At 41.2% G+C, this 15724-nt stretch carries 13 protein-coding genes; 8 read left to right on the top strand and 5 right to left on the bottom strand.

The genetic code is table 11. The features are described 5' to 3' along the window. The first annotated feature begins 26 nt into the window (after nucleotides 1-26). Nucleotides 27-431, top strand: coding sequence for an NUDIX domain-containing protein (locus IMO47_RS18710; RefSeq protein ID WP_196077531.1), 405 nt, complete (start codon nucleotides 27-29; stop codon nucleotides 429-431). A 73-nt stretch (nucleotides 432-504) separates the two neighbouring features. Here IMO47_RS18710 and IMO47_RS18705 read toward each other — a convergent pair whose 3' ends face one another. The 3 genes from IMO47_RS18705 to IMO47_RS18695 form a co-directional block, all read right to left on the bottom strand. After that, nucleotides 505-2892 carry a glucose/quinate/shikimate family membrane-bound PQQ-dependent dehydrogenase gene (locus tag IMO47_RS18705; RefSeq protein ID WP_196077530.1) on the bottom strand — a complete coding sequence of 796 codons (2388 nt, stop codon included), beginning with the start codon at nucleotides 2890-2892 and terminating at the stop codon, nucleotides 505-507. Between the two features lie 150 nt (nucleotides 2893-3042). Further along, a complete protein-coding gene (locus IMO47_RS18700) occupies nucleotides 3043-4296 on the bottom strand; it encodes a carbohydrate porin (RefSeq protein ID WP_196077529.1) in 1254 nt (417 codons plus the stop codon). A gap of 411 nt (nucleotides 4297-4707) precedes the next feature. Then, complete coding sequence (locus tag IMO47_RS18695; RefSeq protein ID WP_196077528.1) at nucleotides 4708-5826, bottom strand: CaiB/BaiF CoA-transferase family protein; 1119 nt, start codon at nucleotides 5824-5826, stop codon at nucleotides 4708-4710. A gap of 211 nt (nucleotides 5827-6037) precedes the next feature. On the opposite strand from IMO47_RS18695, the gene IMO47_RS18690 reads away from it, so the two are divergent. The 7 genes from IMO47_RS18690 to IMO47_RS18660 all read left to right on the top strand — a co-directional run bounded on the left by IMO47_RS18690 (nucleotide 6038) and on the right by IMO47_RS18660 (nucleotide 13626). Next, a complete protein-coding gene (locus IMO47_RS18690; RefSeq protein WP_004724010.1) occupies nucleotides 6038-7048 on the top strand; it encodes an AraC family transcriptional regulator in 1011 nt (336 codons plus the stop codon). A 140-nt stretch (nucleotides 7049-7188) separates the two neighbouring features. Then, nucleotides 7189-7662, top strand: a complete 474-nt coding sequence (locus tag IMO47_RS18685; RefSeq protein ID WP_196077527.1) for a GNAT family N-acetyltransferase — start codon at nucleotides 7189-7191, stop codon at nucleotides 7660-7662. Nucleotides 7663-7754: 92 nt separating this feature from the next. After that, nucleotides 7755-8279: a GNAT family N-acetyltransferase gene (locus IMO47_RS18680; RefSeq protein WP_196077526.1), complete on the top strand. Its 525-nt coding sequence runs from the start codon at nucleotides 7755-7757 to the stop codon at nucleotides 8277-8279. A gap of 94 nt (nucleotides 8280-8373) precedes the next feature. Then, the gene (locus tag IMO47_RS18675; protein WP_227552332.1) at nucleotides 8374-8856 is read left to right on the top strand and encodes a hypothetical protein; all 483 of its coding nucleotides are present in this window, start codon (nucleotides 8374-8376) and stop codon (nucleotides 8854-8856) included. Nucleotides 8857-9064: 208 nt separating this feature from the next. Continuing rightward, the gene (locus tag IMO47_RS18670; protein ID WP_196077524.1) at nucleotides 9065-10270 is read left to right on the top strand and encodes an acetyl-CoA C-acetyltransferase; all 1206 of its coding nucleotides are present in this window, start codon (nucleotides 9065-9067) and stop codon (nucleotides 10268-10270) included. 11 nt (nucleotides 10271-10281) lie between these two features. Beyond that, a complete protein-coding gene (locus IMO47_RS18665; RefSeq protein ID WP_196077523.1) occupies nucleotides 10282-12414 on the top strand; it encodes a 3-hydroxyacyl-CoA dehydrogenase NAD-binding domain-containing protein in 2133 nt (710 codons plus the stop codon). Nucleotides 12415-12630: 216 nt separating this feature from the next. Next, a complete protein-coding gene (locus IMO47_RS18660) occupies nucleotides 12631-13626 on the top strand; it encodes a DUF2804 domain-containing protein (protein ID WP_196077522.1) in 996 nt (331 codons plus the stop codon). A gap of 130 nt (nucleotides 13627-13756) precedes the next feature. On the opposite strand, the gene IMO47_RS18655 is transcribed toward IMO47_RS18660, so the two are convergent. Beyond that, complete coding sequence (locus IMO47_RS18655) at nucleotides 13757-14632, bottom strand: metal-dependent hydrolase (protein WP_196077521.1); 876 nt, start codon at nucleotides 14630-14632, stop codon at nucleotides 13757-13759. A 68-nt stretch (nucleotides 14633-14700) separates the two neighbouring features. Beyond that, on the bottom strand, nucleotides 14701-15576 hold the full coding sequence (locus IMO47_RS18650) for a metal-dependent hydrolase (RefSeq protein ID WP_196077520.1): 876 nt from the start codon (nucleotides 15574-15576) through the stop codon (nucleotides 14701-14703). Nucleotides 15577-15724 lie beyond the last annotated feature (148 nt).

Raw genomic sequence — 15724 nt, 5'->3', positions numbered from 1 at the left:
AGTGGCTTGGATCAGGATGGGCTTAAATGGGATTTCATGATTTTTATCGAATGAGTTCACATGCTGTTATTGTTAACGAGCAGCAGCAAGTCCTCTTATTGAAGGCAACCTATGCAGATTGTGCTTGGGGCTTACCTGGTGGAGGATTGGATCAAGGTGAAACTGTACATCAAACGCTACTTCGTGAATGTCATGAAGAACTGGGATGCGATGTGAAGATTGAATATCTATCAGGTATTTATTATCACCCTGCAGTCAACTCGCATGCCTTTATTTTTAAATGTACGTTGCCTGGTGATCAACAGATCAATTTAAGTGAAGAACATTCTGAATATCAATGGTTTGATTTTGATCAGCTTTCTCCCGTACAAAAAATTCGGGTAGAAGATTGCTTTAACTTTAATGGTCAGGTCATCAGTCGCTCATTTTAAGGTAATGCCACTTTTTCTGAAGCAATAAAAAACAGGTCTCGAAGACCTGTTTTTTATTGCTTAGTTTATTACATTATTTGTCTGGAAGGGCATAAGCGACAATAGAGTCACCCATTTTAGTCCCAAATGAACCATGCCCGCCGGCCATGATTACAACATATTGTTTGCCGTTGCTTTCATAGGTCATAGGAGTCGCCTGTCCACCGGCAGGTAAACGACCTTTCCATAATTCATCACCATTGGTGACATTAATTGCACGAATATAGTCATCTTGGGTTGCACCAATGAACATGACATTACCCGCTGTTGAAATAGAGCCACCTAACATTGGTACACCCATTTTGAACGGTGGCAATGGAATTCCAGGCATACTGTCACGGATGGTACCGATACGACGCTTCCATGCAACATCATGTGTTTTTAAATCTACACCAGCAACATAACCCCACGCAGGTTGCTTACATGGTAAGCCGAATGGTGAAAGGAAAGCACTGATTTCAACACCATAAGGAACACCATACATCGGTTGAACCCCCGCTTCTGTACCTGCACCTTTCGCCGTTTGCTTACGGTTAGGGTCAGCTGGGATCAACTTGCTGACAAATGGCAAGCCAATTGGATTCATCACAGCAATTTGACGATCTGGATTAAGTGATAAACCGCCCCATTCAAATACACCCAAATTACCAGGGAAAACTAAAGTACCATTTTCTGAAGGTGGAGTATAAATACCATCATAATTTAAACGATGAAATGAGACACGACAGATTAATTGGTCAAACATGGTTGCGCCCCACATTTGTTTATCTGTCAATTTATCTTTAGGTGCTAAGTTGAAGTCTGAGAATGGTTGAGTTGGGGAATAGAACTCGCCTTTGGTTTGTGGACCACGTTTTACAGTTTGCGGCACTGGACGTTCATTGATCGGAACGATGGCTTGACCATTACGACGGTCTAAAACAAAGGCATTACCTGTTTTGGTCAATACATAGATCGCAGGAACAGTCTGTCCAGTTTTATCTTTAATATCAGCCAGGGTAGGTTGAGACGGTACATCCATATCCCATAAATCATGGTGAGTGGTTTGGAAGTTCCAGACCAATTTACCTGTCGTTGCATTCAACGCTAACATTGAATTGGCATAACGTTCATGGAGTTTAGTACGGTTACCGCCCCAGATATCAGGTGTACCTACACCAGTCGGTACATAAACAAGATCAAGTTTTGCATCATAGGCAAGTGGTGCCCATGCATTCGGTGAGTTGTTGACATATTTTTGACCAGGACCCGGAATTTGGTTTGGATCTTCAGCACCTGTGTCGAATACCCAGAGCAAGGCACCAGTATTGACGTCATAACCACGAATTACACCAGACGGTTCCTGTGTAGAGTAGTTATCGGTTGTTGAACCACCAATGATAATGGTTGTACCTGTAACGACTGGCGGAGAAGTTGGAATATAGCCACCTGGGTAAGGAAACGGCATATCTTTTTGCAAATCGACTTCACCGTTGTGCCCAAAGTCAGAACATGCTTTACCAGTATCCGCATTTACAGCAACGATACGACCGTCATTCACAGGTAAAATAACTTTACGTGGACATTCTGTAGACGACGATTTTTTTGCCTGTAGGCTTGTTGCAAAACCTACAGTATTATTTGCATCGTAGTAAGAAACACCACGACAGGTTAAGTGTTGGAAGGTATTGTCAGACTTAAGTTTTGGATCAAATACCCACTTTTCCTTGCCTGTAGACGGGTCAAGAGAAACCAATCTTTGGTGTGTTGTACACAGGTACATATTATTGCCGATTTTAATCGGAGTAACCTGGTTGGTGGTTTCACCTGAGTCATTCTCTGTTTTAGACTCGCCTGTATGATAAGTCCATGCGACTTGCAGATTTTTTACATTGTCAGAGTTGATCTGGTTCAATGGTGAATAACGTAAACCTGATTGGGTACGCCCATATGCAGGCCAATCCGCATCGGCGATTCCGTCAATTGGAGCCGGTGTTGGTTGTTTCGCTGATAACGTTCCTCGAATTTCTTGAGGGTCATTAAAGATCGAATATGCCATCACGGCAATGGTGATTGCCAATGTTCCAGAAAGCGCAATTTTAGCGCCTTTGGCATCGAAACCACGGGTAACTGCTGGAATAAGCAACCATAAACCGAACACGCCTAAAATGTCTAGACGTGGTGCAAGCGCGAAAAAGTCAGAACCAACTTCCCAAAGCCCCCAGACTACAGTACCGAGTACTAGCACAGCGTAGACATATAAAGCAGAACTGCTCAATTTACGTAATAAAATTGCTGTTGCAATGAACAGTAGACCTGCAATGATGTAGTACCAGGACCCACCAAGTGCTGCAAGCCATACGCCACCAATAAGGAGGACCAGACCAAAAACAATTGCAATCGCAATGGTAAATGTTCTAAATCCTGAAGATGGAGTTTGCATGTTGACCACCTATCTATTTAATTAATTTTGAACGCTTGATCATTCCCATAAGGTTTGATGAAGCAGAGAACTTAAAAAAATCAGACTTTAAATATTTTCATGCCTCGGGAGAATATATGAGCCGGCATCAAAATATTTATCGTCTTCAAACTAAAATGCAGTTTGCAGTTTAATGCCCCCAACCCACGCATTTTCACCATTTTTATATGCGCCGACATGGCGGATATATTGTACATTTGGACGAACTGTGAGCCAGTTTGTGGCATGGACACCATAATAAAGTTCGGTGTTGTATTCTTCGTTTTGCTGACGAATCTGAACATCATTTACATCAGAATTGATACTGATGCGTGAAAAACCAATGGCGATGTCATCTTGAGGGCGGGCATCAAATGGACCTTTATAGACCAGCCCAATATTTTGCATATTGTCTACAGTATTGGTCTTTGAGTCATGAAAAGTGACATTGACAAAACCTGTTAAACCGCGATTTACATCACCTTGATGGGTGGTGAGTTGTTGTTTTGCAACAACCCATCCCCCTTGTTTATGGTCTGTTTGGTTTGGGTTTTTGATGGTTTGGGCATCTACTGTACTGTAGTAGTAGCCTAAACGATACTCGCCAGGTAAATGGGCTGCGCTGAGTTTAGGTTGCCAAACCACTTCCGCTGGAATAATTGCACCGTGAGAACCATCTGTACTGAGGTTGAAACCTTTGCCCCGTTTCAAGTTTTCAGGGTTGTATTCATAAGCACCAATCTGCGCATAAAGTTCTGGGTTGAGATTGTATTTTGCCCGAATCGCCCATTGACTCACCGGCCAGTTGTACCATTGATCACCCACCCAGTTCCCTACTTGAGAGCCGCAAAGCGCAAGATTTTGAAAATCACAGTCAAAGCTGTTAAAATCCTCGCCTTCGCCAAACCGACCCACTTTAATATCTAGATTTTGATCAAGGAATTTTTTCTTGATCCAGAAATCAGTGAGGCGCCAAGTTTGACCTCGTCCCCAAACTTCTTGAGTGGAACTGAGTTGTCCGGCAAGTGCATCTGAGGTTTGTGAAAGTGAGCGCCCATTACGTTCAGTAATGGTGATTTGCGCTTCTGTATCTTTCCAACCCAGTACTTTCTCTAAGTCGATATGCGTACCGATTGCAAACTGATCTGCATACTCTGTACCATGACTGGAGTGATTTTTTGAATCCAGTAATGTGGCTAGCTCACCAGTATAACCAAAACTGAAGTCATAACCTTTTTGTTGCAACTCGGTTCGCTTGCCGTTCCAGTCGCCTAGCATCCACGGACTTTGTGGATCAAATGCATCAGCTGCCTGCGTACTTTGAAAAGAACAGCATAAAGACAATAGGCTGATCGCCCCATAAAAGTAACCTTTAGATTTATTCATATTTGGTGACCTTGATAACACTTTGTAACTAATTATTTATGATACTCTCATATTTGTATAAAAATCTATTGATTTTGACTTTTAATTGTAATTTGTGTAAACAGTTTATCGTATGGTGATAATTTCTGAAAATACATAATTAAAGTAAGGGTATCTTTTAGGTTAATTTATTCTATTGTTTTTGTTTGACTAAATTTATGTATGTGTTGATTGAAATCAGTATGGAAAGTAGGAGGCGCGTATTTTTGAGTCAGTAAGAAGCAGGAATAATGAAGCATCATCAGAACACCTGTGTAATTGATTAGTATCAAGATTACACAGGATGATCTGCTTACAATTCATACAAATTGTAAAGAAAATGACCAATTTGTAATTTTATTTAACTTGAAAGATGATGTAACTGATGTGTTGTTACCAGTCTCCTTCACCAAGTTGCTGACCGATATATTGATAACGCATCTGTGATCTTGAAAACTTGATTGGACAAGCCAATTGAGGTTCAGTTTGATCTGCATTGGCTTTTAATGGAACATGAACGATCCAACCGCGTTCTTTGGAAATTTTGGAGTTTAAAGCTTCATCCAAACTTAAAACCGGTTCCACACAAACATCCAGTTGACTAAATACATCATTCCATGCTGCAAGTGTCTGAGTTTTAATTTTTTCTCGAATCGCATGTTTAACCATTTGACGGTCTTCAGGATCAAAAGAAGTTCCTTTTTCCAAGAGAATTGGCAGTTCGAGTGCTGTTGCTAAACCTGTCATGAATTGTGGTTCTAGGCTACCTATCGATAAATAACGATCATCTGCAGTTGCATAATAATCATAGAACGTGCCGCCATTCAGTTGTTCGAACTCGCGGTGCTGATGCTGACCAGCTGCCAAATTGGCTGCTGCAGCCATATTGTTGAGCCCAACCACACAATCTGTCATAGAAATATCAATGTACTGTCCAAGCCCGCTATTTTGGCGTTCGACCACAGCTGCTAGAATTCCAATCACCGCATGTAATGAACCTCCAGCAACATCAGCGATCTGAATTCCCATCGGTGGTGGTCCACTGTCTTGACGACCACAATGTCCCGCGATTCCGGACAAAGCGATATAGTTAATATCATGTCCCGCCTTATCTTTATATGAGCCTGATTGACCATAACCCGTAATCGAGCAGTAAATCAGCCGAGGATTAATTTCAGACAAGGTTTGATAGTCTAGACCCAAGCGTTGCATGACCCCAGGACGGAATTGCTCGACCACAATATCGAATTCGGAAATTTTTTCCTTGACCTGCGCTATACTGGCCGGATCTTTTAAATCCAGTGTGACAGATTGTTTGTTACGGTTCAGATAACTATGTGATGTCGCTTGTCCATTTGCATAGGGAGGAAACAAACGCACCAGATCCGGGCGAGTAGGTGACTCGATATGGATCACTTCTGCACCTAAGTCAGCAAGATATAAAGTTGCGAATGGGCCAGGTAATAAAGTCGAAAAATCGAGTACTTTCAATCCCTTTAAAGCGCTTGTCATAATTGTTTTTACCAATATAGTGTTGATTTTACGTCCATAATAGAAATATAAAATTAACAAAACAATGTCATGTTCAGCCATTTACCTTGATCATTTCGGCAATTTATGATGTAAAAAGGTGATCTGCATTGTTGTAAATCGCCAATAAAACATTTTTTAGCGTCATTTAGGTCAATTGTTAGTGAACATCAAAGAGAGTGAAGGATTTACCATGAGTCGTGATACGATCAGTATCCATTTTGTGAATGCAGCCTTAACCGGTGTAAAACGTTTAGGAATGGACGTTGATACTTTACTTTCACATGTCGGCATAGAAGCAGAATTACTGCGTCAGCCAAAAGCACGTATTTCACCAGAGCAATATACTCGCTTTGTGAAAATGTTGTGGATGGTGACCCAAGATGAACATGTTGGATTCGATATTCAACCACGTCGTCTGGGTTCTTTTGCCATCATGTGCCAATTGATCATCCATGCAAAAACACTGGGTGACGCTTTAGAGCTTTCATCACAATTCTATAAATTATTTGGTGATGAATGGTCCGTTGCAGTTGAACGAGATAAACATGAAGCTCGTTTGGTGCCTCTGATTCCAAAAACCATGGATCCTGACCACTTCATTACTGAAAGTATGCTGATGATTTGGCATGGTCTGGCATCTTGGTTAATTGAACGTCGTATTCCTTTAGAGCGTGTACATTTTGGCTACCCACGTCCCAATCATGCAGATGAATATGATGCATTGTTCTTTGCACCTGTAATGCAGTTCGACATGCCTCGTACAGAAATTACCTTTGCTGCTGATTATTTAGACCTACCAATTCGTCAAGACGAGGCAAGTTTAGAAGAATTCTTAAAAGCTGCCCCAGCACAACTGTTGGTGAAATTTAAAAATACCAATTCATTGACATCACGTATCCGCGAAGTGCTGAAGAGTCAAATCGGCGAGGAAATGCCGACCTTGAATGATGTTGCATCCATGCTGTATCTCTCTCCGCAAACTTTGCGACGTCGTTTAGCTGCTGAAGGTAAGAGCTATCAGGGTGTTAAAGATGCATTACGTCGTGATGCCGCAATTCATTTGTTGTTAAATCCAGATTTAACCCTTGAAGATGTAGCGCAGCAAGTTGGTTTCAGTGAAACCAGTACTTTCCATCGAGCATTTAAAAAATGGACAGGGGTTACACCAGGACTATATCGCCAATTACATGGTTATCACTGATGCATGCATGATGAAATCAAAAACTATTTTTTGATTATCCTCCGCCCAAGTTTAACTTGGGCTTTTTTTATGTCCAATTATTTTGTCGATGTTTTTTCTAATATATGATGGAAAAGGTTTAAACAATAAGGCATTAAAAGATGATTAAGCTCGGGCAGTTTGATGACATACAAGTACAAAATTTGCTTCGCATTCATTTGGCGGACATGCATGAAAATTCACCGATTGAAAATAGCTTTGCTTTAGACCTTTTCGCCTTACAACAGCCACAGATCAGTTTTTATACCCTGTGGGATCAAGATGAGCTTTTGGCATGCGGCGCCCTTCAAGAACTGTCACCGATTCATGCTGAAGTAAAATCAATGCGGACTCATCCTCAACATTTAGCTAAAGGCGCAGCGACTACAGTTTTAAAACATCTTTTGCATATTGCACAGTTGAGAAAATATCAAAAATTGAGTCTTGAAACAGGGACACATCCTTCTTTTGAACCAGCAATTCATTTGTATAAAAAGTTTGGGTTCATCAAAGGCGATGCTTTCTCAAATTATCAAGCTACCGAATTTAATCAGTTTTATCATTTAGACTTGTCGGTTACATCATTGATTGCATGATATTATTTAAAGTGGAGAGGTATCTCAATTTCAAACTTTTGAAGGGTAGAGTTTGATCAAACTTAACGCTAAATGTATGGCTAGATAAATAAATGACATGTTTAATTAGAAGAGTCCAGACTTCAGATATCGCACGTTTAATTGAAATCGAAAAATCGGCAGCACAAGCTTTTTTAAATATTCCTGAACTGGCTTGGTTGGCAGACAGCTCGCTTTTGTCTATAGATGACCACATGCGATTGATTTCCCAAGCATACGGCTTTGTTTCGATAAATCCTGAAAATAACGCGACAGGATTTTTATATGCTGAAAAACAAAACCAGGATTTATATATTATTGAATTGGATGTGGATGGTACGTTGCAAAAACAAGGAATTGGACGGCAATTGCTTGAGTATGTAATCGATTATGCCCACAAACATGATTTTTCAAATGTGACGTTAACGACATTTAATGATGTGGTTTGGAATCGCCCATTTTATGAGAGTCTAGGTTTTCAAAAGCTGGATGATGATGATTTACCGGATTATCTGCAAAAGAAAATTGCACATGAGGTCCAATGTGGCTTCAATCGAAAAAGTCGCTGTGCGATGAGATTGGATGTTTTATCCATCTAAAGCGGATGCAGGATGAAAACGGATTGATTTGCTGGTTGTTCTTTATTCAGTATTTAACAATCAAGATGTGGTGTAGGACAGTATGTGGATGTTGATGAGAACAATTTCAGCTTATACTTTTATCGACATTATTTTAGGTATTTTTACCACTTTGGAAGATGCTGAAAAAGCTAAAACACAGTATATGACATACCGTAAAGATCATGATCCCTGGCGTAATCAAGCTTATCGCGCGTCGTCTTTAGATGATGATCTCCGTATCACTGCTATGGATGGTGATTTTCAAAATGAGGAAATTGTCTTTGAAATCAGTCAATATCTTGAGAGTTTTGGGCAAATTGCAAGAGCTTTAAAAGCGATAACGCCCACACAAACTGAAGCTATTGCATATATTCAACAATTAGAAGCAGTAGAACATGATTTTCCTCAATTTGTGGAGATCGACTACTTAAAAATTGGTACATTACATTCAGACTTAAGTGAAGATCAACCAATCAGCTATCCAAGAAATGAAACTGATCTAGCCCAGACAGGCAAAAGAAAATTCAGTGATATTCTCAATATTGATTTTGTTTAACCACATGATGGTAATGCTTATATGAATTTCAGTATGTAATGAAGAGTGTGCGGTGCTGAGATATGGGCATTCAATTCTCTTTAAATTGCAGCTTTTTTCAATTGACAAAAAATATCAAGCGACTATTCCGTTCTCGTCATTGATCTCTCGACTTTATAAAGTACACTCGAAGCACATAACAATCTAGAAGTCATAAGAAGGAACAGCTATGAGCGAGGCTTACATCATTGATGCCATTCGCACACCACGCGGAAAAGGAAAAAAAGATGGATCACTCTATGAAGTGAAACCAATCACTTTATTGACAACATTACTCAATGAGTTGAAAGATCGCCATCAATTGGATACTTCAAAAGTTGATGACATTGTATTGGGTTGTGTGACGCCAATTGCGGATCAGGGTGGAGATATTGCCAAAACTGCCGCGATTGCAGCAGGTTGGGATAATGATGTGGCAGGCGTACAAATTAACCGCTTCTGTGCATCTGGTCTGGAAGCTGTGAATATGGCTGCCCAAAAAGTCCGTTCGGGTTGGGAAGACATTGTGGTTGCGGGTGGCGTAGAGTCGATGTCCCGCATTCCAATGGGTTCAGATGGGGGACCTTGGGCACTTGATCCTGAAACCAACTTGAAATCACATTTTGTACCTCAAGGGATTGGTGCTGATTTAATTGCAACACTAGATGGTTATAGCCGTTCGGATGTGGATGAGTTTGCTGCAAATTCACAACGTAAAGCAGCTGCGGCACAAACAGCAGGCTATTTTGATCGATCTGTGGTGGCTGTAAAAGACAAAGCCGGTGTGACCATTCTTGAAAAAGATGAATTTATCAAGCCGCTTACTACAGCGGAAGGCTTGGCAAAGCTGAATCCAAGTTTTGAAATGATGGGCAGCATGGGTTTTGATGCAATTGCTTTACAGCAGTATCCGGAAGCGCAGAAAATTAACCATGTACATCATGCCGGAAACTCATCAGGAATCGTGGATGGGGCCGCTGTGGTGCTACTGGCATCTGAAAGAGCAGTAAAAGAACAAGGTTTAAAGCCTCGTGCCAAAGTACTGGCGACGGCTTTGGTGGGGACGGATCCCACGATTATGTTGACAGGACCCGCTCCCGCTGCACGTAAGGCATTGGCAAAAGCAGGTCTGACGATTGATGATATTGATCTATTTGAAGTCAATGAAGCTTTTGCGTCTGTTGTGATGCGCTTTATGACCGAATTGAAAGTTCCTGCTGAAAAAGTGAACGTCAATGGTGGAGCGATTGCAATGGGGCATCCCCTGGGTGCAACAGGTGCAATGATTTTAGGCACATTGTTGGATGAATTGGAGCGTCAAGGTAAAAAACGTGGTTTAGCGACCTTGTGCGTGGGTGGTGGCATGGGTATTGCGACCATTATTGAGTTGGTTTAAGGAGAAGAATAATGAGTGCAATTCAATATGAAAAAAATGCAGATGGCATTGTCATTTTAACGATGGATTCTCCGAACCAATCTGCCAACACCATGAACGCTGATTTCCGTGTGGCTTTAGAAAATGTTGTTTCAAAGCTTAAATCTGAAACTGATCTCAAAGGTGTAATTTACCGTTCTGCAAAAAAGACTTTCTTCGCAGGCGGTGATTTGGATGAATTGATCGAAGCAACACCTGAGCATGCAACTGAATTTTTTAACATGACAGCAAAACTCAAAGACGATCTACGTGCGATTGATACTTTGGGGGTACCTGTGGTTGCTGCGATTAACGGGACTGCTTTAGGCGGCGGTTGGGAAATTGCTTTAAGTTGTCACTATCGTATTGCGCTCAACGATCCCAAGATTAAATTGGGTCTGCCTGAAGTAACACTGGGATTATTGCCAGGTGGTGGTGGTGTGGTGCGGATGGTACGTCTGCTCGGATTGCAAAATGCCTTTCCATTTCTCATGGAAGGCAAGCAGTTTGGTGTCGATAAAGCGAAATCGCTAGGCTTGGTCAATGAACTCGCTGAGAACGAGCAAGACATGCTCGACAAAGCCATTGCTTGGATCAAAGCGAATCCGAAATCACAACAGCCTTATGATGTAAAAGGCTATAAGATTCCTGGTGGAGATCCCAAAACGCCAGCTGTTGCTCAAATTCTCGCGATTGCCCCTGCCATGTTAAGGGACAAAACCAAAGGATGCTATCCGGCACCAGAAGCAATCATGGCTGCCGCAGTTGAAGGTGCCCAAGTTGATGTGGATACAGCTTTTCGCATTGAAAATCGTTATTTCACTTACCTTGCAACAGGGCAAGTCGCGAAGAATATGATTGGCACATTCTGGCATGGCTTAAATGCGATTAAAGCTGGAGCGAGTCGCCCTAAAGAGATTGCAAAATGGCAGGCGACCAAGGTGGGGGTATTGGGTGCGGGCATGATGGGTGCAGGGATTGCTTATTCAACGGCAATCAAGGGAATACAGGTTGTTCTGAAAGACATATCTGTTGAAAATGCTGAAAAAGGCAAAGCATACAGTCAAAAACTTTTGGACAAGCGTGTTTCCCAGGGACGTATGACTGCTGAAAAGCGTGATCAAATTTTAAGTTTGATTACTGCAACAGCTTCTGCTGAAGATTTAAAAGGCTGTGATTTGATTATCGAAGCAGTTTTTGAGAACCAAGAATTAAAAGCCAAAGTGACTCAAGAAGCTGAACAGTTCCTGGTTGACGGTGGTGTAATGGCATCAAATACCTCAACCTTGCCAATTACGGGCTTAGCCAAAGCATCTAAGGATGCTACCCATTTTATTGGTCTGCATTTCTTTAGTCCCGTCGACAAAATGCAATTGGTGGAAATCATTAAAGGCAAGAATACTTCTGCTGAAACTTTAGCAAAAGCCTATGACTATGTGCAGCAAATTGGTAAAACGCCTATTGTTGTCAATGATAGTCGTGGTTTCTTCACCAGTCGTGTTTTTGGCACCTTTGTACAAGAGGGTCTGCGTCTGTTGCATGAAGGCGTTCACCCGGCACGTATTGAAATGGCTGCATTGAAGGCTGGTATGCCAGTGGGTCCACTCGCGATTCAGGATGAAGTCGCATTAACACTTTCTGAACATGTGGCTAAAGAAACCCGTAAAGCATTGCAAGCAGAAGGCAAGGATTTACCACTTTCAGGTGCAGATGATGTGATTGAAACGATGATTCACACTTTTGAACGTAAGGGTAAAGCAGCGGGTGCAGGTTTTTATGAGTATCCTGAGGGTGGGAAAAAACACTTGTGGGAGGGATTAAGCCATTGGAAGAAAGATGTGGATATTTCTGAGCAAGAAATGATTGATCGCTTCCTGTTTGTACAGGCATTGGATACTTTGCGTTGCTATGAAGAGCATGTATTGGAGTCTGTTGTCGATGCCAATATTGGTTCAATTTTCGGAATAGGTTTTGCACCGTGGACTGGGGGGGCGATTCAATTCCTCAATCAATACGGTCTGGAAAAAGCACTGGCTCGCGCAAACTCACTGGAAGCAAAATATGGTGAGCGTTTTAAAGCACCACAAAAATTGATAGATCAGATACCATCAGGGAAAATTATCTGATGGATTGAACGAATTAAAAAATAGGGCAATTGCCCTATTTTTTATTCTCTCTTTTTTGATTAAATACTATACATTTATGACACTTTTCTTCAATATAATGCGCGTGATAATTTTTACGATTTGACATCAATCAGGTTGCTATATGTGGAAAAATAGCAATAATCAAAATATCGACTAAAGTCTAATATTTCCCTTATAAAAGGATTGGGAATTCACATGGATTTAATACAAAGCAACGGTCAACCACGTTATGGGCGCTTTAAAGAGTTGCCCAGCAAAATTAATGTTCATGATTACGTATATAAAACACCCTATGGAAAGACACTAACAGGATGGCGCAAGCATTTAAAATATAAGAAGTTTAAATTTTGTGGTATTCAGCATGGACCGTATTCTATTGGGATTGCGATTGCGGATATTGGTTGGGCTGGACACGGTTTCATCTACATATATGATCATACCAACCAAGAGGTTGTAGAGTGGAATGCAAATACCATTTTAGGACGTGGCACTTCGCTTGATGAACAGCCTTTATATAGTCAAAGCCATTTTAGCAAGTCACCATTTGAATTCGAAATGCAACATGCCAACGGGGTGCGCTATATCCGTGCAACACGTCATGGTGAAGAACAATTAAAGGCACGAATATTTTGTGCTGGCACCGAACCTTTAAGCTTATGCAGTCCCAACGGGATTAATGGATGGACCTATACCCAAAAGAAAACAACATTGGCGGTTGAGGGTTTTTTTGTCAATAAGCGAAAACAAGTGATCGATTTTAATGATCAATCACTGGCATCCCTAGATGATACTTGTGGATTTTTAAGACCTGAAACGGCATGGTTTTGGTTATCCTGCAATTTTTGGGATCAGCAAGGCAAACGTATTGGTTTAAACCTTGCATCAGGTGTCAATGAAAGCTTTGGGAATGAAAATTGTCTTTGGGTCAACGGGACTTTGTACAGTGTTGCGGATGTATTATTTGAAAAAATAGATAGCAATGTATGGTCAGTATGTTCTCTGGATCAGAAACTCAATCTCCAGATAGATACGGGATGGCGAAGATTTGAAAACTTAAATCTACGTTTGGTGGGGAGCCAGTTTAGCCAATGGCAATCACGAATCAGTGGACATATCGAATCAGAAACAGGTGAAATCATTCAGCTTGATCAAGAGTATGGTTTGCTTGAACAGCATTATGCAAAGTGGTAAGACTTCGTTTAAAGTCAAATATTGAAGTGAGTGTTTAGGAAAAAAAGCAACATAAGATGGGTTTGGATAAAATCTTATGTTGCTGAAAAAATTGATCAGGTGGCGAATTCAGCTGAATGGTTTTAATGTTTTATCGAGCAGCCTGCCAAAACGCTTCGCCCGCTTGGATTGGATCATTGGTTTCAGCCAGAGTATCGACCCAGACTTGATATTGTTGAATGACTGGATGTTGACTCGGATGGAAATCAGCTTTAAACCAATCCAGATATTGTTGACGCATGGCAGTTAGTTTTCCGGATTTACCAAAGAACCAGGGGATACCTTTAAGTGCGAATTTGGCGCGTTGCAGGCGACCAAAACCATCATGTTTTAACATTACATTGGCACGGTAAAAGGTGAAGCCAAACATCTGTAGTGTCACAAAAGCCAGCGCAAACTTACGTAAAGGCTCAGAAACCTGCCCAACATCTTTCATCACATCAAATGCGACATCACGATGTTCCATTTCTTCAATTGAGTGCCAAGCAAAGAGTGCACGTACAAAGGGATGTACATCGGCTAAAGTTTCTTTATGACTATAAAAAGTTTCTGCCATAAGTGCGGTGAGATGTTCAGCTGCAGCGGTCATGGCAATATTGTATTGCTTAGAGCGGTGTTTGAGGATGTATTCAAAATGCTCACCCATAAATTTAACAAACTGATCCACAGGCATGCCTTGACGTTGCATTTCCTGATTCATTTTGTCATGGGCCAGACCGTGTTGTGCTTCTTGCTTAATGAAATCTGTCACACGTTGTTGTAAATCTGGATCGGTGATTTTATCGCGAAGGGCTCGCACACTTTGGATAAAATAGCGTTCTCCCACTGGAAAAGTGAGGCTCAATGCATCGAACATACGTGTTCGAAATGGGTCGTTAGCAAACCAGAAGCGAGGAACTTCATTCAATTTAAAGTCTAGATTTGTCCGGACTACAGGGTCAACTTGATGTTTCACATATGCATTCATTGTTTTATTTCTCGCAATATTGAGTTCCAAAACGGTTGGGTAAATAAGCAGGTTGAGTTAAATCGAACCTATAAACCTGCCTGCCAAAATGCTTCGCCTGCCTGAATTGGGTCATTGGTGGCAGCCATGCTATCGACCCAAACTTGATATTGGCGAATCACTGGATGTTGGTTAGGATGGAAATCTTTTTTAAACCAATCCAAATATTCAGTTCTCATTGCAGAAAGAATACCTTGTTTACCCAAAAACCACGGTAAGCCTTGAGCCATCATTTTGATTCGTTCTATACGGCTGAAACCATCATGCTTTAACATGATATTGGCTCGGTACAGCGTGAAGTTGAACATCATGATTGTCGTAAACGCCAAAGCGAAGCGGCGTAAATTATCAGGGACTTCACCTACTTGTTTCATCACATCAAAAGCCACATCCCGATGTTCCATTTCTTCTATGGAATGCCATGCCAATAAAGCACGCACATAAGGATGCGCTTCGGCTAAGGTTGCTTTGTGACGGTAAAAAGTTTCTGCCATAAGCGCGGTTAAATGTTCAGCTGCAGCTGTCATGGCGATGTTGTACTGTGGAGAGCGTCGGCTGAGTTCAAATTTAAAGATTTTCTGTAGAAGTTGAATAAATCGATCTACAGGCATACCTTGGTCTTTCATCACCCGGTTCATTTTGTCATGTGCCATACCGTGTTGAGCTTCTTGACGAATAAAGTCGGCAACCCGTTGCTGTAAATCTGGATCGGTGATTTTGTTTCGGAATAAACGAACACTTTCAATAAAGTAGCGTTCCCCATCTGGAAAGGTAAGGCTCAAAGCATCAAATAAACGGGTACGGAATGGATCTCCACCAAACCAAAAGCGAGGAACATCTTCAAGTTTAAAATCGAGTTTGGTTCGAACGACGGGATCCACCTGATATTTAACTAATGCATTCATTTTGTTTTACTTGCATTGCTTTAGATGCTTTCAGTATGTCGGGAAATTACAGCTTTGTTTTGACAGATATTGCCAATTTTTATACATTTTATGACAGAATGAAAATTTAGAATGTCAAATTGGTTGATATGTAGAATTGAAAGAGTGC

It is taken from the genome of Acinetobacter sp. Res13-Abat-PEC15-P4-01 (genome assembly GCF_015676285.1).
In the GTDB taxonomy this organism is placed as follows: Bacteria; Pseudomonadota; Gammaproteobacteria; order Pseudomonadales; family Moraxellaceae; genus Acinetobacter; species Acinetobacter nematophilus.
This window is presented reverse-complemented; position numbering and strand designations above follow the sequence as displayed.

Coding starts and splice junctions, on each gene's coding strand:
- IMO47_RS18710 (WP_196077531.1), top strand. CDS start 27: ATGGGATTTCATGATTTTTATCGAATGAGTTCACATGCTGTTATTGTT.
- IMO47_RS18705 (WP_196077530.1), bottom strand. CDS start 2,892: ATGCAAACTCCATCTTCAGGATTTAGAACATTTACCATTGCGATTGCA.
- IMO47_RS18700 (WP_196077529.1), bottom strand. CDS start 4,296: ATGAATAAATCTAAAGGTTACTTTTATGGGGCGATCAGCCTATTGTCT.
- IMO47_RS18695 (WP_196077528.1), bottom strand. CDS start 5,826: ATGACAAGCGCTTTAAAGGGATTGAAAGTACTCGATTTTTCGACTTTA.
- IMO47_RS18690 (WP_004724010.1), top strand. CDS start 6,038: ATGAGTCGTGATACGATCAGTATCCATTTTGTGAATGCAGCCTTAACC.
- IMO47_RS18685 (WP_196077527.1), top strand. CDS start 7,189: ATGATTAAGCTCGGGCAGTTTGATGACATACAAGTACAAAATTTGCTT.
- IMO47_RS18680 (WP_196077526.1), top strand. CDS start 7,755: ATGACATGTTTAATTAGAAGAGTCCAGACTTCAGATATCGCACGTTTA.
- IMO47_RS18675 (WP_227552332.1), top strand. CDS start 8,374: ATGAGAACAATTTCAGCTTATACTTTTATCGACATTATTTTAGGTATT.
- IMO47_RS18670 (WP_196077524.1), top strand. CDS start 9,065: ATGAGCGAGGCTTACATCATTGATGCCATTCGCACACCACGCGGAAAA.
- IMO47_RS18665 (WP_196077523.1), top strand. CDS start 10,282: ATGAGTGCAATTCAATATGAAAAAAATGCAGATGGCATTGTCATTTTA.
- IMO47_RS18660 (WP_196077522.1), top strand. CDS start 12,631: ATGGATTTAATACAAAGCAACGGTCAACCACGTTATGGGCGCTTTAAA.
- IMO47_RS18655 (WP_196077521.1), bottom strand. CDS start 14,632: ATGAATGCATATGTGAAACATCAAGTTGACCCTGTAGTCCGGACAAAT.
- IMO47_RS18650 (WP_196077520.1), bottom strand. CDS start 15,576: ATGAATGCATTAGTTAAATATCAGGTGGATCCCGTCGTTCGAACCAAA.